Below are 19,291 nucleotides of genomic sequence, written 5' to 3' on the forward strand. Positions count from 1 at the left end.
CCAATAGGAGAAATGAGTTATCAGTAATCAAAACGAACACCGAATCAATGAAGCAATCTCATCACGTGAAGTACGCTTAATTGATGAAGCGGGCGAACAAAAAGGCATCGTAAGTCTTGCAGATGCGCTCGACATGGCTTATAATGATGGGCTTGATTTAGTGGAGGTGTCGCCCAACGCGAGACCGCCCGTATGCCGCATTATGAACTATGGTAAATTCAAGTTCGAGCAGCAGAAAAAGGCCGCTGAAGCACGTAAACGCCAGCGTCAAACACAGATCAAAGAAGTAAAATTCCGTCCTGCGACGGATGAAGGGGATTATCAGGTAAAACTACGCAACCTGATACGTTTCCTAAAAGATGGTGATAAAGCAAAAGTAACGCTTCGTTTTAGAGGGCGTGAAATGGCTCACCAAGAGTTGGGTATGGAACTTCTTCTACGCGTAGAAGAAGATCTTAAAGAGTATGGTGTCGTTGAACAGCGCCCGCGTCTTGAAGGACGTCAAATGGTGATGGTTCTAGCGCCAACTAAATAACCCAAATTTTTATTAATGTAATTTTGAATGCGAGTGGATTATTATGCCAAAATTAAAAACGAATAGTAGTGCGAAAAAGCGCTTTGCCAAAAATGGCGGCGGTAACTTTAAGCGCCATTCTTCACACAGAAGTCATATCCTCACAAAGAAATCAACTAAACGTAAAAGACATTTACGTGCAGATAAATTGGTTTCCGCTGCGGACAAAAAGTCAATTAGCAGATTAATGCCGTACGCATAAGTTGAGGAGAAGTAAGAAATGGCAAGAGTTAAACGTGGTACTATTACCAAAGCACGTCACAAAAAGATTTTAAAGAAAGCAAAAGGTTACTATGGTGCACGCTCACGTACAATCCGTGCAGCACATCAAGCAGTAATCAAAGCAGGTCAATACGCATATCGTGACCGCCGTCAAAACAAACGTAACTTCCGTTCACTTTGGATCGTACGTATTAATGCGGCAGCACGCGAATGTGGTCTTTCATACAGCCGTTTCATCAACGGTCTTAAGAAAGCGAACATCGAAATTGACCGTAAAGTTCTTGCGGACATGGCTGTTCATGATAAGGCGGGCTTTGAGGTTTTAGCAAACCAAGCTAAAGCAGCACTAGCTTAAACCTTTTAGGTTTTATAGCCGTATTATTAGAAAGGAAAAGGTGCACTATGCTTCTTTTCCTTTTTTATTTGTGGTTGATTTGTGGTTACTTTTGATAGGTAGTTGATGAATGAATTTAGATAATATATTAGAGAGCACACTCGGTGAGATTAACGCCGCTGACTCGCTTAAAACCATCGAGGAGATTCGCGTCGCTAATTTTGGTCGTAAAGGTAAAATTAGCGGACTTATGGCTGAACTCGGAAAACTCGATCCATCAGAGCGTAAAACACGCGGGGCCGAGATCAATCGCGTTCGTACAGCGCTTATCGATGCATTAGAAGCGAAAAAGCAAGCGTTAGAAACCGCTGAATTAAACGAAAAACTGAAAGCGGAGACGGTTGATATCACGCAACCCGGTCGCCGCAGTGAGATCGGATCGCTTCACCCGATCACCCGCACCATGATGCGTATTCATGAATTTTTTGGATCCTTAGGATTTGATATTGTTCAAGGGCCTGAAATTGAGAGCGATTTTTATAACTTTGAGGCGCTCAATATTCCCGAGCATCACCCTGCGCGTGCGATGTTCGATACGTTCTATTTTGATGATCACATGCTTCTTAGAACGCACACCTCAAACACTCAAATTCACGTGATGGAAGAGCAAAAACCGCCGATTCAAATGATCGGATATGGTCGCGTCTATCGCTGTGACTCCGACGTAACCCACAGCCCGATGTTCCATCAAGTGGAAGGCTTAGTGGTCAATAAAGATGTGACGTTTGCGAGTTTAAAAGGAATTTTAACGGAGTTTATGCAGGCTTTCTTTGAGAAAGATCTTAAACTTCGCTTCAGACCCTCATTCTTCCCATTCACAGAACCCTCAGCGGAAGTGGATATTGAATGTGTGATCTGTAACGGCGATGGTTGTCGCGTCTGTAAAAATACCGGTTGGTTAGAAGTTTTAGGCTGCGGTATGGTTCATCCCAATGTCTTTAAAGCAGTAAATATCGATCCTGAAGCGTACCAAGGCTTTGCATTTGGTATGGGGATTGAGCGTTTAGCAATGCTCCGTTATGGCGTCAATGACCTGCGTCTCTACTATGAGAACGACATGCGCTTCTTAACGCAATTTAGATAGATGATCCTTTTCGATTAATCTCCTTTAACGACAAAAATATATAGGCAAAAATATGAAAATATCAGTTTCTTGGTTAAAAGAGTGGGTTGCCACCCTTCCAGATCAATTAGCCGATCGCCTCACAATGGCGGGGTTAGAAGTCGAAGCGGAAGAGCTGGCTGCGCCCGAATTTACTCAAGTGGTGGTGGGTGAAGTTAAAACCGTTGAGCCGCATCCTGACGCAGACCGTCTCCGTGTGACGACGGTCGATGTGGGCGAAGATGAGCTTCTTCAAATTGTGTGCGGTGCGCCAAACGTAGCGGTTGGAATGAAAGTACCAACGGCAGTTGTGGGAGCCGTGCTTCCGGGCGGCTTTAAAATTAAAGCGGCAAAACTTCGTGGCGTTCCATCAAATGGGATGCTCTGCTCATCAAAAGAGCTAGGCGTTGACGAAGATGGTTCAGGTTTAATGGCGCTTGATCCTGCGGTAAAAGTCGGCACTTGCTTTAGAGAATTGTATGATTTAGACGATCGTATTGTGGATGTGGATTTAACGCCCAACCGCGGTGATTGCCTCAGCATTTTAGGGATCGCGCGCGATGTTGCAGCGATCTCAGCACAGTCCATCATTCAAAAAGAGATTACGCCGGTAGAGGTATCATTTGATGAGGTGAAAAATATCACTGTTGAGAATGACAATGATTGCCCGCGCTACATTGGTCGAATCGTCCGCGATCTTAATCCAAATGCAGAAACGCCGCTTTGGATGAGTGAGCGTCTACGTCGTTGTGGCATTCGTCCGCACGGAATTTTAGTCGATGTAACGAACTACGTTCTTTTAGAGCTTGGTCAACCGCTTCACGCCTTTGATGTTAATAAGCTTGAAGGGGATATCACTGTTCGTCGTGCGAAAGCTGGGGAAACCTTAACGCTGATCAATGATGATAAAGCCGAACTTAAAGACGATACCTTAGTGATTGCCGATGAGAAAAAAGTTGTGGCGATTGCCGGAATTATGGGCGGTAAAAACAGCGAATGCGGTGATGAGACAACGGATGTATTCTTAGAATCAGCGTGGTTTAATCCCGTGACCATCGCAGGACGTGCGCGTAACTACGGTCTTCATACCGATGCATCGCACCGTTTTGAGCGTGGCGTTGATTTTGCCTTAGCGGAAAAAGCCCTTGAACGTGCCACTGCGCTTTTAGTGGAATTTGCCGGCGGTAAAGCGGGTAAAATTAGCCGTTTTGAAGCGATCGATGCGCTGCCTAAACGCAATCCGATCAAGGTGCGTTTTGCGCGCGTTGAAAAAATCATTGGTAAAGCGTTCTCAAAAGAAGAGATTGTTACTTATTTAGAGCGAATTGGCGATCTGTCTGAGGTGGCCGATGACTATCTTATTTTTACGGCACCAAGCTATCGCTTTGATATCGAAATTGAAGAAGACCTCATTGAAGAGATCGCGCGTTTAAGCGGTTATAACGATGTGCCGGTCTGTTTTGATATGCAATCGAAAATCTCGATGCGCCGTGTGCCTGAAAATGAAGTGCCGTTAAAAGATTTTAAAAATATTTTAGTGGCGCGCGATTATCATGAAGTGATTGCGATGAGTTTCGTAAGCCCGAAATGGCAAGAAATTTTAGCGCCGGGCAGTACGCCGATTGCACTTAAAAACCCGATCTCAAGTGATCTATCGGTGATGCGTACTACGCTTCTTCCGGGGGTTTTAGGAGCGATGGAGCATAACTTAAAACGTCAACATACCCGTCTACGTTTCTTTGAATCGGGCTTAACCTATAACGGCACGCTTGAAAATGTGGAGCAAGAGCTTCATTTAGCTGGCGCGATCTGTGGGGAAGCCTTTGAGAAACAGTGGGGCGAGCCTGCGCGTAAACTGGATTTCTTCGATCTTAAAGGCGATGTTGAAGCGCTGTTAAATCGTACAGGGGTTCAGGATTTTCGTTTTGAAGCCTCTGAAAACAGCATCTTACACCCCGGTCAATCTGCACAAATCTTGACAAATGCAGGAACCGTTGTAGGATATTTGGGTAAACTTCATCCAACAGTCTCAAAAGCACTCGATTTAAATACCGATGTTTTTGTTTTTGAGCTAAACTTTAACGCACTTAAAGTGTCTGCAACACCAACCTTTAGTGAGTTGTCGAAATTCCCAAGTTCACGTCGTGACTTAGCGTTAGTGGTTCCCAATAACGTGTCGCACGCAAATCTTGTGGATTCAATGATGCAGAGCGGTCAGCCACTTCTTCGTTCGGTCAACTTGTTTGACCATTACCAAGGGGCTGAAAAAGGGGAAGTCAATGAGACGAGAAATGTGGCATATAGCCTAGTATTTCAAAATCTTAAAGAAAATCTCAAAGATTCAGAAATCGATACTATAATTGAATCGATCTTGAATGATTTAGGAAAATTAGACGTTCAATTGCGTCAATAGGTTTAATTTAATATTTGTCTATTAAAAGGATTTTATTATGACAACGGTAACAAAAGCCGATTTAACTGAAAATTTATATCACAACTTTAACGCTCAACGCGAAGACGCAAAAGAGTTTGTTGAAGCATTTTTCGAAGAAATTCGTGAATCACTCGCCTCGGGTGAGCCTGTAAAATTATCAGGTTTCGGAAGCTTTGAATTACGTGATAAAGCTGAACGTCCTGGTCGTAACCCAAAAACTGGGGAAGAGATTCCAATTTCTGCACGTCGTGTAGTCACTTTCCGCGCGGGTCAAAAACTTCGTGCGAAAATGGAAGAGCTCAGCGAGCGTAAATAAGTAAGTTTTCAAAATGGTTTGATTGATTCAATCAGCCGATAAAATGTATAACAGAAGCCTTGATCCGCGACGCTCGTGGGTTCAAGGCTTTTTTATGGGCACTTGAAAAAGGATTCCCAAATTGATTTTGGCAAAAATCGGCGGGCGATATCAGACTTTTGTGTGATCGATTCGGCGAAGCGGGGCGCTTTAGGATAAAATAGGGCGTTATTGTTTTATATGCCTGATTGTCGCTCGGTTGGCGTCAGGATAGATCCACGCTAAAGATATCAATTCAGTATGAAAAAATCTCTCTTTCGCTCACTCTTTACCGTGAGCGCGTTTACCTTTCTCTCTCGCATTATGGGGCTTGTGCGCGACATTGTCTTTGCGAGCTTTTTCGGCGCGTCGCTCTATATGGATGCCTTTAGTGTCGCGTTTCGGATCCCGAATCTCTTTCGCCGTTTTTTTGGGGAGGGGGCGTTTAACCAAGCCTTTGTGCCGGTCTTTAGTGAATATCGCATTAAAAAAGAGCGCGCGGAATTAAAGCTTTTTTTAGCGGAGATTAGTGGGACGCTCGGGATTGTTTTATTGCTGATTGCGGTGGTGGGCGTGCTTGCTTCTCCGCTTGTGGTGATGCTCTTTGCATCGGGCTTTATGAGCGATGCGTACGTGTTTGAGATCACCAATAATCTGCTTAAATGGATGCTCCCATATCTCTTTTTTATCTGTATGACGGCGATGTATTCAAGTACGCTCAATGCGCTCGATAAGTTTGCGGTGCCGGCAGGCGTGCCCATTTTGCTCAATATCTGTTTAATTGGCGGAGCGTTTTTAAGCTCGCTTGCCGATGAGCCAATCTATGTGCTCGGATATGCGGTCTTTTTAGCGGGGATTGTGCAGTTACTCACGGTATTTTATGCGGTTTATCGGGAGGGTCTTATTGCTCGTCCGCGAGTGGCATTTAAATCGAAAGGCGTGCGCACGGTGATGTTTTTGATGATCCCAGCGATTATTGGTTCCTCGAGCAGTCAGATCAATATTTTGATCAATACTCAGCTCGCCTCTCGTCTGGAAACAGGGAGCATTACCTGGCTCTATTATTCTGATCGTTTGGTTGAGTTTGCCATTGGGACTTTTGCCGTTGCGCTTGGTACGGTGGTACTTCCGCGCCTGTCACAGCTCAATGCGAAAGAGGATTATAAAAGCCTCGGGCAGACGATTGATTGGGGTTTAACCCTTGCGCTTGTGATCGGTTTACCCGCGACAATTGCGCTTGTGATTTTGGCCGAACCCCTCCTTGCGCTTCTCTTTATGCGTGGCGCTTTTACCGTTAATGATGTGATGATGGCCTCTCGCAGTTTGGTGACCTACGCGCTCAGTATTCCCGCCTTCTTTTTGATTCGAGTGTTAGCGCCGGTATTTTTCTCACGGCAAGACACGAAAACGCCGGTCAAATATAGTCTCATTGCGATCGCCACCAATATTATTTTGCAATTTATCTTGGTACAGCATCTTCAGCATGCGGGGCTTGCGCTTTCGTCAGCCATTGCGGCGTGGGTCAATGCAGGATTACTCATGATGGGGATTGTCTCCCAAGGCATTCACAACTTCAGTGGGCTGATGCGCTTTAGAAGTTTAGCGATTTTACCGGCGAATTTACTTTTAATTGCGGGATTAATGTGGGTCGCATCGTTCAGCGCTTTTTGGTTTGAGGCAGGATTAATGATGCGCTTTGGTGTGATGATGGGTGTGGTTGTTGTGGCGGTTGCGGGGTACTTTGCGCTCATACATCTAAGTGGCCTTAAACTGCAAACCTTAAAAGAGCCGGATCGATTTATATAATTGAATCATTACTCGATTGAGTCATTGAGATAAGATCGATCAGCACAATAAAAAGCCCGCATCTTTTTTAAGAGCGGGCTTTTTAATAAGCGGTAGATTGTTTATAGGGTAGCTTTTCCGCCTTTTGGGTGTTTTTTACGCCATTCGCCATAGAGAAATACCGCAATCGCCACCCACACCAGCGCAAAGCCAACAAAGCGGTTCGTCGAAAAAGTCTCTTTAAAGAGGAAAATTCCCATTAACAGTTGGAAGGTGGGCGAGATATATTGAAAAATTCCCACAAGTGAGAGCGGGATTCGGCGCGCGCCTTCGGAAAATAGGACAAGCGGAATGGTGGTCACCGCCCCTGAAAAGAGCAGAACCAGTAGGGGAATGGTATCGAGATTAAAGAGTTGCAGTTCGCCTTTGTTGATGACGATTGCAAGATAGACGATCGAGTAGGGCATCATAAAGAGCGTTTCCAGCGTGAGCCCGGGAATGGTTGGCAGTGACGCGACCCGTTTAATCAGTCCGTAAAACCCAAAGGATGTGGCAAGAATAATCGCAACAATTGGAATGGATTTGCCTAAAATCGCAAGCCAAAGCACGCCAAGCGTTGCAATGCCGATGGCGATATATTGCGGGCGACTGAGATACTCTTTTAAGAAAATTCGCCCGAGAAAAATACTCACAAGGGGATTCATATAGTACCCAAGGCTCGCATCGAGCACGTGATTATTGCTGATCGCCCAGAGGTAGGTGAGCCAGTTAAAAAAGATAAAGAAGGAGGCGCCTAAAAAGGTGACGAAAATTCGCCGATTGGTGAGCCCATGGAGCACTACTTTAATCTGTCCGGTAAAGGTGACAACGCCAAGCAGAAATAGGAACGACCAGAGAACGCGCTGCGCCATAATTTGATAGGCATCCATCCCCTGTAGCGGATACCAATAGAGCGGAAAGCTTCCCCAAATGGTGTAACAGGCGATGACGAGTAATATCCCTTTTTGATATTCAGTCGCAGGCTTTTTCATACGGTTCCTTTTTTGTGTGGTGTCGTAGTCTGAATGGATCGAACGATCGTCAATGCGCACGAATGGCGCAGGTAGAATGGCTCATATTGTACGAGGATTTTTTGAGAATCACTAGCAAAACCCATAATTTTGCTTGAGCCCGATTGAATTATGATTCCCTTAAACGGGCAATATATAGAGCTTTTCTATAGAAAGTCGGTTCAATATTGAACGGATGCTTATTTTTTTAGAGGGTTTAGTGTAAAATTAGACACTTTATGACGCGATAAAGGATTAGCTAAAATGAAGTTCAATTTCAAAGCATTTGGAATTCATTTCCTCTTTAGTATTCTGCTGGTTTCACTCTTTGCGCTGGTGATTTTAACGCTCTGGTATCCGAGCATTTGGTCAAAAGCACTGGGCGGGTATGATCTTTTTATTAAGATTGTGATTATCGACCTGATCGTCGGCCCACTTTGTATGGGAATTGTTTATAAATCTCATAAAAGCCTTAAAGAGCGCATTGTCGATGCGACGACGATTTTAGCCTTTCAGCTCGCCTTTATGGGGTATGGGCTATGGGTACTCTATGAGTCGCGCCCGGTATTTATCGTGTTTGCGCAAGATCGCTATGATGTCTATGTTGCCAATGAAATTGAGCCTGAAATGCTTGGGGATCAAGCGCCGTTTGATCGCCTATCATTGACAGGGCCTGTCTATGGCGCGGTGGATTTAGCATCGATCTCAAGTGATACGCTCTTTGATTTGACAGTATCGGGGCTTGATGTGAGTAATGTTCCTGAATATTACACCCCGATTGAAGAGTTTAAAGAGACTATTTCTGCACGAAAAGTGAGCTATCAAGAGATGGATGACACGCTTTTAAAAAGTGCGCTAACAGCGTATATTGATAAGAATAAGTTGGATGAGAGAGCGGTCTACTGGCTCCCGGTAAAACATCGTTTTGGCTTTGTCACGGCGGTGCTTGTGGGAGATGAGTGGATTCCCCATGGTTATATCGATTTAGATTCGTATGAGACGAATCATTCAAGGGATTAATAGAGGATAAGTGATTAGCATGAAATATATCAGCACCCGTGGTGGCGCCGAGCCGAAGAGTTTTTGTGATGTTGTTTTAGAGGGATTATGCGTTGACGGCGGTTTGTCGATGCCAGAAACCATTCCAAGCATTGATGGCGAAACCTTACAGGTATGGAGCTCATTGCGCTATGCTGATTTAGCATTTGAGATTGCATCGCTCTATTGCACCGATATTCCCGCGGATGATCTAAAAGGATTGATGGATCGTGCCTACAATAAAGAAAATTTCGGGACCGATTCCATCATCACCAATAAATCAATTGGGGGCGAGGTACGCGTTCTTGAGATCTCAAACGGCCCAACCTTTGCCTTTAAAGATATGGCGATGCAGTTTTTGGGCGAGCTTTTCCCCTATGTTTTAGAGCGCGAGAATAAAACCCTCAATATTTTAGGAGCAACCTCGGGCGATACGGGTTCAAGCGCGATCCATGCGATGAAAGGTAAAAATCGCATTAACGTCTTTATGTTAAGTCCTTTTGAGCGAATGAGTGCCTTCCAAACGGCGCAGATGTATTCCGTTCAAGATGAGAATATCTTCAATATCGCAGTCAAAGGCGTGTTTGATGATTGCCAAGATTTAGTTAAAGCGCTCAATAACGATGCGACCTTTAAAGCCGACAATAAACTCGGCGCGGTCAACTCCATTAACTTTGCCCGTATTTTGGCGCAAATTATCTACTATTTCCGTGGCTATTTCATGAATGCTGAGTCGATCGGTGAGCCGGTTGATTTTGTCATTCCATCGGGGAACTTTGGCAATATTTTTGCGGGAATTATGGCGCGTCATATGGGGCTTCCGATCCGTAAATTGATTCTAGCCACCAATGAAAATAATGTCCTCGATGAGTTTTTCAAAACGGGGATCTATAAACCGCGCGCTTCAAAAGAGGTGCATCTCACCTCAAGTCCCTCGATGGATATCGCGAAAGCAAGTAACTTTGAGCGCTTTATCTATCTGATTGCGGGTGCCGAAAAAACGAAAGCGCTTTGGGACGCCATTGACGAGCAAGGCTATTTTGATTTGACCGAAGATGCGCTTTGGGCAGATCGCACTGCTTGGAATATTGAGTCGGGTGAGAGCGATCATGAGAACCGTTTAGAGACGATTCGCCGTATCTATAAAGATTCAGGTGAGCTCATTGATCCGCATACGGCCGATGGGGTCTATGTGGGCGCGCAATATTTAGATGGCACGACCCAAGTCTGTCTTGAGACAGCTAAACCAATAAAGTTTTATGAAACGATTAAAACGGCGATTCCCAACGCGCCCTTTGATCTTTCATTAGTTGAGGCAATTGAGTCGCTACCTCAACGCTTCAAAGTGCTCGATAACAGCATTGAAGATCTAAAAGCATATATGACGACTGAGTTAACGAAGTAAGGATTAGAGTTACAATGAAAAAAACATCATTCCCTAAGAGCGAAATTAAGGTTGTATTATTAGAAGGTGTGCATCAAGAAGCGGTAAAATATTTTGAAAAAGAGGGCTACTCGAACATCGAATATCACCCGAAAGCGCTTGAAGGCGCAGAGCTTCTCGAAGCGATCAAAGACGCGCACATTCTAGGGATTCGCTCGCGTACTCAGTTAACGGAAGAGGTGCTTGCACACGCTGAGAAATTGATGGCGGTGGGCTGTTTCTGTATTGGAACCAACCAAGTGAATTTAGTGGAAGCGGAGCGCCGTGCGATTCCGGTATTTAACGCGCCGTACTCCAACACTCGCTCGGTGGCTGAACTTGTGATCGCTGAGATGATCATGCTCAAACGTGGTATTCCTTACAAAAACTACATGTGTCATGAAGGCGGCTGGATGAAATCAGCGAAAGACTCCTTCGAGGTGCGCGGTAAAACCTTGGGTATCATCGGGTACGGTCACATCGGTACGCAGGTGGGGATCTTAGCGGAAAGCTTCGGTATGCATGTAATCTATTACGATATCGAATCGAAATTAGCGCTCGGAAATGCTCAACCTGCGAGCTCATTAAATCGCCTTCTTGAAGAGTCGGATATTGTGACGCTTCACGTTCCTGAAGATGCGACCACGAAAAACTTAATGAGCCGTGAACGCCTTGCGTTTATGAAGCAGAGCTCGGTCTTAATTAACGCATCGCGTGGAACGGTCGTTGACCTTGATGCGCTTGCGGAATTTATCGAAAAAGGGCATATCTCAGGGGCGGCGATCGACGTATTCCCCGTTGAGCCAAAATCCAATAACGATGAATTTATCTCACCGCTACGTAAATTACAAAACGTAATTTTAACCCCGCACATTGGGGGATCAACGGTTGAAGCGCAGAAAAATATCGGGATTGAAGTGGCCTCGAAACTCGTGCTCTATTCAGATAATGGATCAACGCTTTCAGCGGTGAACTTCCCCGAAGTATCGCTTCCAAAACAGCCAGGCAGCAATCGTATTTTACACGTGCATAAAAACCGCCCAGGCATTTTGCATGAGGTGAATCAGCATGTTTCAAAACTTGATTTAAATATCAATGCGCAATACCTCCAAACTTCCGCTGAGATGGGGTATGTCGTACTTGATGTATCAGGCTGTGAAGATGCGGCGCTCAAGCTCTATGAAGCGATGAAAGAGATCGATGGTACACTTAAGTGCCGAATTTTATACTAGTAACATAAAGGATTGATAAGGTGTCACTTCAGGATCAATTACTCAAAGCGGGTCTTATTTCAAAAGATAAGGCAAAAAAGATCGTTTCGGATAAGAAGCGTCGCAAGCACCAATCCCATCGAGATAAGTCGGTGCGGGCAGAGCTTGAGACCGAGAAGAAGAGACGTCAGGAAGAGCTAAAAGCATTTGATGAAGCGAAGCGCGCGATGGATCGTGAGAAAAATCGTGAGATTCGGGAAGATGAGGCGCGTAAAGCGGCTCGAATTGAAGCAAGACGCCTAATCGATACTGAACGCGTCGATAATGCGAAGGATAAGCGTTCTGAGAGCTCTGAGCGCTTTAACTTTAGCTCTGATGGGAAAAAGGTGCGTTTTGTCACTGTCACGCCTGAGCAGAGCAAAATGCTCGCGGAAGGAAAGCTTGCGATCTGCCGTAATGATCGGGATGGATATGATTTTCCCATCGTGCCGAAAAAAGTGGCGGAGCGTCTCCTTGAGATTGAAGCGATCGAAAAGGGACGCTGGGTCTATTTTCTAGCGGATCCAACGGAAGTGAGCGAAGTAGACGATGAATGGGCGGCGTGGGATGCCTATGAGGCTAGTTTAAAAGACGAATAGTCTCTACTTAGAGTCTATAAAAGCCTTCACCGCGAATCTAAGCGCTGTGACGCGTTAAATTGTTTATAAAGGAGAGTGAGTAGCTCTCCTTTTTTTGTGCGCGTAAAAAGCTCTGAGACGGCTCAGAACGAGGTAGAAAAGAGAGAGGCTGGGGTCAGAGGTAGGGGAAATGGAAGGAACATAAAAAAAGCCTTCGAAACTTTTTAACGTGTCTCGAAGGCTTTTTTGGCAGAACGCCCATTTAAGTTATTTAAGCAATATACATATACATTTTACAAGCGGTGCACTGGTGAATCATGATACGAGGGGAAAATAGATTGTGAGCTTTAAAAGCGAGAGGGGTGCAGGCTAAGTGTAGTTATCATGCACAGCTTTTAGCTCAAGAGATCGATGATCACAGATGCGGAAAAATTATTTACTTTTACGTTCCTCTTCTTCTTTTGCTTTTTTAAGGAAGAAGTAAGTCAGGAATCCGGCCATACCGAACATAAAGACTAATCCTAATGCGCTTGCTACTACTACCAGAAAATCACTCGACGCGACCATATGAGTTCTCCTATTTGAATGTGAAGGATCAATTCGAACTTTTTGCTATAGGGCTAGAACTTGTCAAGCTCTTCAACCCCTTGGCTTCTAAAGGAATCATGCCAAATTCAAGGATTAATAAATTGATTAATATCAAATGAGACTGTTTGGAGTGGCGATAAGAGGGGAAAGGTTGGCTAAGATCAAGGAAGGAGGGGGTATTTTCGATAGATAAGAAAAAAGCACTAGACCGTGTGGAATAGTGCTTTTTAAAGGTGGTGGCTCGAGGCAGAATCGAACTGCCGACACGCGGATTTTCAATCCGCTGCTCTACCGACTGAGCTATCGAGCCGCTGTTGATGTAGAGTATTAAACAGCTTTTTCGCCGTTTGGTCAAATCTATTTTCGCTCAAAGATTGCGCAAGTGCTAGGTTTGGTCTTTTTTGTCGCTTATTATGAAGAGCTCGACCGGTGCAAAATAGGCTAAAACAGATGGGTTTCGCAAATTTAGAAAAAATCATCAAAGATTCGATAAAAGACGGATTTCCGAGTGCTCAAATCGCAATTGAGCACAAAAGTAGCAGAATCTACCAAAAGGCCTTCGGGCATCGAACCTTCATTCCGGCTAATAATTGTGCAAATTTAATGACGCATTACGATATCGCATCGCTCACGAAGGTATTTAGTCTGGCATTTGGCTATCAATCGCTCCTGACAAAGGGGAAATGCAATCTTGATTGCTCGCTTTTTGATCTACTTACAGAAGAGAGAGAGCAGGGGCTTATCCTCCCGAGAGAAAAAGAGGCGATTACGCTCTATGACCTTTTAACTCACAGCGCCGGATTTGGACCGAATCCCCTTTTTTACGATCCTACCTACAGTGAAACGCTCTATTGTCAGGATCGGTCTCAGTTTTTACAAAAACTCTTGCTCACGCCTCTCGTGCATCCGCCAAAAACGACAGCGCTCTATTCCGATGTGGATTTTATGCTGCTGACATTTCTGTTTGAGCGGATTGCCGGGGAGTCACTGCAGCATTATTTGAAAAAAACTTTTTGGACACCGCTTGGGATTGAGGATTCCATCGATTACCGGCCACTTGAAAATGCAGCGATGCGCGATAACATTGCCGCGACAGAGCTTGCGGGGAATCGTCGGGATGGTGTGATCGACTTTCCCAATATTCGTCAAGAGGTGATCTATGGTGAGGTGCAGGATGAAAAAGGCTTTCACTGCATGGATGGGATTTCAGGGCACGCGGGTCTTTTTGCTAATAGCGATGCGCTGTTAAAATTGATGGCGCTTATGCGGGGCAATAATGATTATTTCTCCAATCGCGTCATTGAGCAGTTTTTAACGCCGAATAGGCTCGATTCGACCTTTGGCGTCGGTTGGCGTCTTAATGGGGCGGATATGGGCTATATGTGCGGCGATTATGCCTCAAGCGAGGCCTATGGGCATACCGGTTGGACGGGCTGTCTGATTTTGCGCGATCCGAAATATGATCTCACCATCAGTTATCTCACCAATCGCAAACATACGCACGTTATCGATCCCGGTAAAAATCCTAATCTTTTTTATGGCGATACGTTGCCGGCGGGGAAATATCGTATCATAGTGAATGAAATTTACCGTGAGCTTGGGCTAGCGTAGCCTGCAGGCTCTTTTCTATTTCCTACAGGAGCATTGAATGCCAAAGCGACTCTTTTTCTTAAAACTCTTGGTGGCCCTTGGTTTGGGCGGCTTAATGACGCTTGGATTTGCCCCCTTTAATTGGGGCTATGGCGTGCCGGTGTTGCTTGCGCTCTTTTTACTGCTGCTTCGCGGTGAGCAGGGTAAACGTGCCTTTATGCTCGGCAGTGGCTTTGGTTTTGGCTTTTTCGCGTTTGGGATTGCATGGGTTCATATTAGTCTGCATCAATTTGGGGGCGCGTCGCTTGGGCTATCGATGGGGATGGCGATGCTCCTTGCGCTCTATCTTGCGCTCTATTACGGCGTGCTGGCGTGGATTGTGGGGCGAAGCAAGCTCGGTTTAGTAATGACTTATGGCTTTCTCTTTCCGGTTGTGGGCGTTTTGCTTGAATTAGTGCGTGCGCATCTCTTTACTGGCTTTCCGTGGCTTGCGCTAGGATACAGTTTGACGGAGATGCCCTTTGCGCCGTTTCTATTTTCAACGATGGGAGCCCTTTTAAGCAGTTTTTGGGTCTATTTTGTGGCGGGGATTCTTGTTCTGTTTGTTTTACAGTTTGCAATGAAGATCGTGCTCGCGCGTCAGGTTCAGCTTTCTGGATGCGAAACACTTCTCCGCTTTCCGCTTCTCTATGGTTTATTGCTCGCAGGAATTGTCGGGATTACCTATGAGTGGATTGGTGAGCCGATTGAGCCGAGTGGGAAGCCGGTTCGCGCGGGGTTATTGCAGGGGAATATTTCTCAAGACGCGAAGTTTCATGACGATTTTATCTATCACACGCTCGACACCTATTTTGACCTTATTGCCAAAGTGTCCGATCGCGTCGATCTCATTGTGATGCCGGAGACAGCGATTCCGATTGTTTATGATGGGCGCGATGGTGTGAGTGCGCATTTTCACCGGTTAGCGGAGCTCGATAATGCCGATATTATCAGCGGGATTTTTACCGGAGACCGGTTAAAGGAACGCTTTCGGAATGGGCTGGTGCATTATGGAAAGAGTGATCAAACGGATCATTTTTATGAAAAATATCGACTGCTTCCATTTGGCGAATATATTCCGTTTCGCGGGATTTTAAGTCATTTTAATGATTGGGTAGAGATTCCCTATAGCGACCTTGAGGCGGGGCAAAAAGAGCAAGCGCCGTTTCAGTTCCGTTCGACTGAGGCAAAAGGGAGCGCTTCGATCTGTTATGAGGCCGTTTTTGGCGATATGCTCCGCTATCAAGCGGGGCAGAGCGAATTTTTAATTAATGTGAGTAATGATGCGTGGTTTGGCGAATCGATTGGCCCGTGGCAACATCTGCAAATCGCTCGTGCGCGTAGCATTGAATTGGCGCGTCCTATGATTCGGGCCACGAATACCGGCGTGACTGCAATAATCGATCATCAAGGGAAAATATTGGGCGTATTGCCTCAGTTTGAAACCGATGCATTAGTCGGAGAATTTCAGCCAATGACGGGATTAACTGCCTACGCTAAATTGGGCGATGGCATGTGGATTTTAATCTTATTGGGCGTGAGCGGATTGATGGTCTTTGTGACAAAGCGTTACGCTCGCCGTCTGCCTTAATCGGTATTCGTAAAGATTAGGGTCGATTCGGCAAGCGTCTCAATGGAATAGAGTATTGATTGGGTGGTGGGTTATTTTTGAGGGGTATTCTCTGAATTTGCGCGTTTACCAAATCCTACTCGGCCTTCTCGGAAGGGGAGTGGGCTATAGCGCGAATAGAGAACGCAGCCGGAAAAGAGCAGAATTGTTAAGAGAAAAATGACGCTCGAGACACCATGCTCGCCACTGCTCCAAAGATCGGTCGCAACGACAAAATATAAGAGCGAAAGAAAGCTGGTCCAGGCGTGTGTATAGCGTTGCGCGCGTAAAATGCCTCTTGATGGAAATAGAAGCGGCACTAACAGACCAATCACAAGCGGACCGCGCGGCAGTTCAGGATAAATCACGTTACCCACGATGAGATAGACAAGAAAAAAGAAGAGCGCAATGTAGGAAAAGAGCGCCATCAGGCGGGAAATGGAAACAATCGGTAAACGCATAGCTACTCGTAAAATTACTGTATAATTGAAAGCGTTAAGTTTATCACAGATTTTAAGAGGAGCGTTATGCCAGAACTGCCAGAAGTGGAAACCGTTAAGCGAGGTGTCTCACCCTATCTTTTGGGGAACAAAATTGCGCGGATTGAGGTGCGTAATGGTCGGCTGCGCTATCCGGTGGGAGAGGAGATTCATGCACTTGAAGGAGAAACAGTACAAACGGTATCGCGCCGGGCAAAATACCTTTTGATTGAGACGGATAATTACAGGCTTGTCGTGCATTTAGGGATGTCAGGGGCGATCAGTGTTTTTGATTCTGATTTCCCGCCGCGTAAGCATGATCATCTCATTATCCACCTTGAGAGTGGCAAAGCGCTCTTTTATAACGATGCTCGGCGTTTTGGGTTTGCGCGAACTTATGGAATTGATGAGATGCCCGATTATTTGAATCAGCTTGCGCCAGAGCCACTGAGTGATGCGTTTAATCTCGCCTATTTTTCAGGACTACTTAAGGGTCGTAAACGGGCGATTAAAACGGTGTTGATGGATCAAAAAATGGTGGTGGGCGTTGGAAATATTTACGCCAATGAATCGCTCTTTCTCTCTAAAATTAATCCCCACAGGGAAGCCCGATCGCTGACGAAAGAAGAGCAGGAAACATTGCTAGGAAACATCAAAAAGGTCTTGGAAAAAGCGATTGAACAGGGCGGTACAACGCTGAAAGATTTCTCAAAACCTGATGGAACACCGGGTTATTTTGCGCAAGAATTATTGGTTTATGGACGGGAGGGGAAACCTTGCCCGAACTGCGATGCGCCTATTATTCGAACAGTAATCACACAGCGATCAACTTTTTATTGTGAAAGCTGTCAACGCGCATAAAAAGAGGTGGAATTTTTATAAAAACATGTTAACGTGAAGATACTTTAAAAAGATTGTTAATTGTAAAGATTCTTTAGCGTTTCAGGGGTTGCTAAGCATAAAACTAAAAGCCCCTGATCTTATATCAATAAAGGAGATAACTATGAATGTAAGCTTAACAGGAAATGGTTTGGAATTAACCGAAGCGCTTCGTAACTATGTTGAAGAGCGTTTCTCTAAATTAGAGCGTCATAGTGATAATATTACTAAGGTTCATATCGTATTATCGACGGAGAATAAGCGCCAAACAGCAGAGGTAAGTTTACATATTGCTAAAGCGAAAGATATCCACGCAGAATCGGTGTCGGAAGATATGTATGCATCGATCGATGATTTAGCTAATAAAGTGGAGCGTCTCTTAGTGAAACAGAAAGAGAAAGCGCTTGATGCGAAACGTCAGCCAGGAACGGCTCCGGCAGTTGACGAAGAATAAGTAAAAGAAGCTAAAAAAAGATTCTAAAAAATGAGATAATAGAAAAGCTCTGTACTGCACAGAGCTTTTTTACGTTTTGCGAGGTAGATTGGGATGAATGTGGCTACACCTGAGATTAAGAGAGAGGCGACGCATTTAGTCGTTGGATTCGGTATTACCGGGCTTTCCATGGTGAAAGCATTGCGCAAATTGGGTGTCAAAACCCTCTGGGCGATCGATAGCCGTCAAACCCCTCCCAATCATGCTGATATTGAAGCGATTGCCGATCGCGTTGCCGTTGGTGGATTTGATGAAGTGATGCTTGATCAATGTGATTATCTCTGGATAAGTCCCGGCGTTCCGCTTGCAACAGAGGCGCTTCAAAATGCGCTAGCACGTCTGCCAAAAGAGCAAACCGGCGGCGACATTGAGATTTTTGCACGTTTGGTTGACGATCCGATTATCGGAATTACAGGAACGAATGGCAAAAGTACGGTGACCACCATGGTGGGCAATATTGTTAAAGAGGCTGGGCGCTCGCTCTATATGGGCGGCAATTTAGGTGAGCCTGCGTTAAATCTTTGGATGCAATATGAGGAAGATCAGAGCGTTGCCAATGTAGAAAAGCCGGTATTTGTCCTCGAACTTTCAAGTTTTCAGCTTGAAACCACTTACAGTTTACAGGCAAGCGTTGGCATAATTTTAAACATTGCGCCCGATCATCTTGACCGCTATCCCAATTTTAAAGCCTATCAAGATACTAAATTGACGCTGCTCGATCAGTCAGAGATCTCCATTGTTCCGAGCGATTGTCCTGCGGCGATCGAATATTGCGAAAAAGCAGGGTTTTCTTACCAAACATTTTCTCTAGAAGATCCTCAAAGCAATTATTACGCCGATATTGCGCGTAAAGTGATTATTAAACGCACTCAAGCAATGCCGATTGTGGGCTATGGGCAGAGCCGTCTTGGGGGCTTTCATAATATTTTAAATATGGTGTCGAGCGTTGCAATTTGTGATGCACTTAATCTTGCGCACACCGCGATCGAACGAGGCTTAGAGACCTATGAACCTCTTCCACACCGCTGCGTTTTAGCCCGTGAAAAAAATGGCGTTCGCTACTATAACGACTCAAAAGCGACCAACATCCCGTCAACGGAAGCGGCGATCTCAGGCTTTGCGGAACCGAAATGGTTAATTTTAGGCGGCGTGACGAAAGGGCAGGATTTTTCTACCTTAACTCCTGAGCTTGATGATTCCATTAAAAAAGTCTACTTAATTGGAACGGAGATCTCTGCTATTATTTCCCATATTCCGAAAGAAATTCCACATGAATATGTCGAAACGCTAGCGCGTGCTGTGGAAAAAATTGATCAAGAAGCAACTTCGGGCGATGTGGTACTTTTCTCACCGGCGTGCGCGAGCTTTGATCAATTTAAAGGCTTTGAGGCGCGTGGCGATCATTTTATTGAGTTAGTTAACGCGCTATAA

General features: G+C 45.2%; 19 protein-coding genes and 1 tRNA gene. 16 read left to right on the forward strand and 4 right to left on the reverse strand.

The window, feature by feature from the left end:
- Positions 1 to 19 precede the first annotated feature (19 nt).
- From infC to murJ, 7 genes are all read left to right on the forward strand, one after another.
- Positions 20 to 535 (forward strand): translation initiation factor IF-3, encoded by a 516-nt coding sequence (gene infC / locus OXI21_RS05775; RefSeq protein ID WP_279619407.1) that lies wholly within the window; start codon positions 20 to 22, stop codon positions 533 to 535.
- A gap of 43 nt (positions 536 to 578) precedes the next feature.
- On the forward strand, positions 579 to 776 hold the full coding sequence (gene rpmI / locus OXI21_RS05780) for a 50S ribosomal protein L35 (protein WP_279618611.1): 198 nt from the start codon (positions 579 to 581) through the stop codon (positions 774 to 776).
- An 18-nt stretch (positions 777 to 794) separates the two neighbouring features.
- Complete coding sequence (gene rplT / locus OXI21_RS05785; RefSeq protein WP_279618612.1) at positions 795 to 1,151, forward strand: 50S ribosomal protein L20; 357 nt, start codon at positions 795 to 797, stop codon at positions 1,149 to 1,151.
- A 109-nt stretch (positions 1,152 to 1,260) separates the two neighbouring features.
- Positions 1,261 to 2,274 (forward strand): phenylalanine--tRNA ligase subunit alpha, encoded by a 1,014-nt coding sequence (gene pheS / locus OXI21_RS05790; RefSeq protein WP_279618613.1) that lies wholly within the window; start codon positions 1,261 to 1,263, stop codon positions 2,272 to 2,274.
- Positions 2,275 to 2,326: 52 nt separating this feature from the next.
- Complete coding sequence (gene pheT / locus OXI21_RS05795; RefSeq protein ID WP_279618614.1) at positions 2,327 to 4,705, forward strand: phenylalanine--tRNA ligase subunit beta; 2,379 nt, start codon at positions 2,327 to 2,329, stop codon at positions 4,703 to 4,705.
- 37 nt (positions 4,706 to 4,742) lie between these two features.
- Positions 4,743 to 5,042: an integration host factor subunit alpha gene (locus OXI21_RS05800; protein ID WP_279618615.1), complete on the forward strand. Its 300-nt coding sequence runs from the start codon at positions 4,743 to 4,745 to the stop codon at positions 5,040 to 5,042.
- Between the two features lie 279 nt (positions 5,043 to 5,321).
- On the forward strand, positions 5,322 to 6,866 hold the full coding sequence (murJ, locus tag OXI21_RS05805) for a murein biosynthesis integral membrane protein MurJ (protein WP_279618616.1): 1,545 nt from the start codon (positions 5,322 to 5,324) through the stop codon (positions 6,864 to 6,866).
- A 101-nt stretch (positions 6,867 to 6,967) separates the two neighbouring features.
- Here the strand turns inward: murJ and rarD are convergent, their stop codons facing one another.
- Positions 6,968 to 7,876 (reverse strand): EamA family transporter RarD, encoded by a 909-nt coding sequence (rarD, locus tag OXI21_RS05810; RefSeq protein WP_279618617.1) that lies wholly within the window; start codon positions 7,874 to 7,876, stop codon positions 6,968 to 6,970.
- 282 nt (positions 7,877 to 8,158) lie between these two features.
- On the opposite strand from rarD, the gene OXI21_RS05815 reads away from it, so the two are divergent.
- From OXI21_RS05815 to OXI21_RS05830, 4 genes are read left to right on the forward strand one after another with little or no spacing between them, the layout of a single operon-like run.
- Positions 8,159 to 8,914 (forward strand): hypothetical protein, encoded by a 756-nt coding sequence (locus OXI21_RS05815; protein WP_279618618.1) that lies wholly within the window; start codon positions 8,159 to 8,161, stop codon positions 8,912 to 8,914.
- A 19-nt stretch (positions 8,915 to 8,933) separates the two neighbouring features.
- Entirely contained in the window at positions 8,934 to 10,337 is a 1,404-nt protein-coding gene (gene thrC, locus OXI21_RS05820) for a threonine synthase (protein ID WP_279618619.1), read from the forward strand.
- Between the two features lie 14 nt (positions 10,338 to 10,351).
- Entirely contained in the window at positions 10,352 to 11,587 is a 1,236-nt protein-coding gene (gene serA / locus OXI21_RS05825) for a phosphoglycerate dehydrogenase (protein ID WP_279618620.1), read from the forward strand.
- 20 nt (positions 11,588 to 11,607) lie between these two features.
- A complete protein-coding gene (locus OXI21_RS05830; protein ID WP_279618621.1) occupies positions 11,608 to 12,204 on the forward strand; it encodes a DUF2058 family protein in 597 nt (198 codons plus the stop codon).
- A gap of 411 nt (positions 12,205 to 12,615) precedes the next feature.
- Here the strand turns inward: OXI21_RS05830 and OXI21_RS05835 are convergent, their stop codons facing one another.
- The gene (locus OXI21_RS05835) at positions 12,616 to 12,750 is read right to left on the reverse strand and encodes a DUF3149 domain-containing protein (protein WP_279618622.1); all 135 of its coding nucleotides are present in this window, start codon (positions 12,748 to 12,750) and stop codon (positions 12,616 to 12,618) included.
- A gap of 255 nt (positions 12,751 to 13,005) precedes the next feature.
- Positions 13,006 to 13,081: transfer RNA gene (locus tag OXI21_RS05840), tRNA-Phe, on the reverse strand.
- A gap of 140 nt (positions 13,082 to 13,221) precedes the next feature.
- On the opposite strand from OXI21_RS05840, the gene OXI21_RS05845 reads away from it, so the two are divergent.
- Positions 13,222 to 14,382, forward strand: a complete 1,161-nt coding sequence (locus tag OXI21_RS05845; protein WP_279619408.1) for a serine hydrolase — start codon at positions 13,222 to 13,224, stop codon at positions 14,380 to 14,382.
- A 37-nt stretch (positions 14,383 to 14,419) separates the two neighbouring features.
- Positions 14,420 to 15,991 carry an apolipoprotein N-acyltransferase gene (gene lnt / locus OXI21_RS05850; RefSeq protein ID WP_279618623.1) on the forward strand — a complete coding sequence of 524 codons (1,572 nt, stop codon included), beginning with the start codon at positions 14,420 to 14,422 and terminating at the stop codon, positions 15,989 to 15,991.
- Positions 15,992 to 16,062: 71 nt separating this feature from the next.
- Here lnt and OXI21_RS05855 read toward each other — a convergent pair whose 3' ends face one another.
- The gene (locus tag OXI21_RS05855; RefSeq protein ID WP_279618624.1) at positions 16,063 to 16,470 is read right to left on the reverse strand and encodes a DUF2069 domain-containing protein; all 408 of its coding nucleotides are present in this window, start codon (positions 16,468 to 16,470) and stop codon (positions 16,063 to 16,065) included.
- Between the two features lie 66 nt (positions 16,471 to 16,536).
- On the opposite strand from OXI21_RS05855, the gene mutM reads away from it, so the two are divergent.
- The 3 genes from mutM to murD all read left to right on the forward strand — a co-directional run bounded on the left by mutM (position 16,537) and on the right by murD (position 19,291).
- On the forward strand, positions 16,537 to 17,349 hold the full coding sequence (gene mutM / locus OXI21_RS05860; RefSeq protein WP_279618625.1) for a bifunctional DNA-formamidopyrimidine glycosylase/DNA-(apurinic or apyrimidinic site) lyase: 813 nt from the start codon (positions 16,537 to 16,539) through the stop codon (positions 17,347 to 17,349).
- Positions 17,350 to 17,491: 142 nt separating this feature from the next.
- The gene (gene raiA, locus OXI21_RS05865; protein ID WP_279618626.1) at positions 17,492 to 17,821 is read left to right on the forward strand and encodes a ribosome-associated translation inhibitor RaiA; all 330 of its coding nucleotides are present in this window, start codon (positions 17,492 to 17,494) and stop codon (positions 17,819 to 17,821) included.
- Between the two features lie 93 nt (positions 17,822 to 17,914).
- Positions 17,915 to 19,291, forward strand: a complete 1,377-nt coding sequence (gene murD / locus OXI21_RS05870) for a UDP-N-acetylmuramoyl-L-alanine--D-glutamate ligase (protein ID WP_279618627.1) — start codon at positions 17,915 to 17,917, stop codon at positions 19,289 to 19,291.

The organism is Ignatzschineria sp. RMDPL8A (genome assembly GCF_029815055.1).
In the GTDB taxonomy this organism is placed as follows: domain Bacteria; phylum Pseudomonadota; class Gammaproteobacteria; order Cardiobacteriales; family Wohlfahrtiimonadaceae; genus CALZBJ01.

Bases quoted from the DNA above. Each gene is read 5' to 3' on its own strand.
- rpmI (WP_279618611.1), top strand. From the start codon at position 579: ATGCCAAAATTAAAAACGAATAGTAGTGCGAAAAAGCGCTTTGCCAAA.
- rplT (WP_279618612.1), top strand. From the start codon at position 795: ATGGCAAGAGTTAAACGTGGTACTATTACCAAAGCACGTCACAAAAAG.
- pheS (WP_279618613.1), top strand. From the start codon at position 1,261: ATGAATTTAGATAATATATTAGAGAGCACACTCGGTGAGATTAACGCC.
- pheT (WP_279618614.1), top strand. From the start codon at position 2,327: ATGAAAATATCAGTTTCTTGGTTAAAAGAGTGGGTTGCCACCCTTCCA.
- OXI21_RS05800 (WP_279618615.1), top strand. From the start codon at position 4,743: ATGACAACGGTAACAAAAGCCGATTTAACTGAAAATTTATATCACAAC.
- murJ (WP_279618616.1), top strand. From the start codon at position 5,322: ATGAAAAAATCTCTCTTTCGCTCACTCTTTACCGTGAGCGCGTTTACC.
- rarD (WP_279618617.1), bottom strand. From the start codon at position 7,876: ATGAAAAAGCCTGCGACTGAATATCAAAAAGGGATATTACTCGTCATC.
- OXI21_RS05815 (WP_279618618.1), top strand. From the start codon at position 8,159: ATGAAGTTCAATTTCAAAGCATTTGGAATTCATTTCCTCTTTAGTATT.
- thrC (WP_279618619.1), top strand. From the start codon at position 8,934: ATGAAATATATCAGCACCCGTGGTGGCGCCGAGCCGAAGAGTTTTTGT.
- serA (WP_279618620.1), top strand. From the start codon at position 10,352: ATGAAAAAAACATCATTCCCTAAGAGCGAAATTAAGGTTGTATTATTA.
- OXI21_RS05835 (WP_279618622.1), bottom strand. From the start codon at position 12,750: ATGGTCGCGTCGAGTGATTTTCTGGTAGTAGTAGCAAGCGCATTAGGA.
- OXI21_RS05845 (WP_279619408.1), top strand. From the start codon at position 13,222: ATGGGTTTCGCAAATTTAGAAAAAATCATCAAAGATTCGATAAAAGAC.
- lnt (WP_279618623.1), top strand. From the start codon at position 14,420: ATGCCAAAGCGACTCTTTTTCTTAAAACTCTTGGTGGCCCTTGGTTTG.
- OXI21_RS05855 (WP_279618624.1), bottom strand. From the start codon at position 16,470: ATGCGTTTACCGATTGTTTCCATTTCCCGCCTGATGGCGCTCTTTTCC.
- mutM (WP_279618625.1), top strand. From the start codon at position 16,537: ATGCCAGAACTGCCAGAAGTGGAAACCGTTAAGCGAGGTGTCTCACCC.
- raiA (WP_279618626.1), top strand. From the start codon at position 17,492: ATGAATGTAAGCTTAACAGGAAATGGTTTGGAATTAACCGAAGCGCTT.
- murD (WP_279618627.1), top strand. From the start codon at position 17,915: ATGAATGTGGCTACACCTGAGATTAAGAGAGAGGCGACGCATTTAGTC.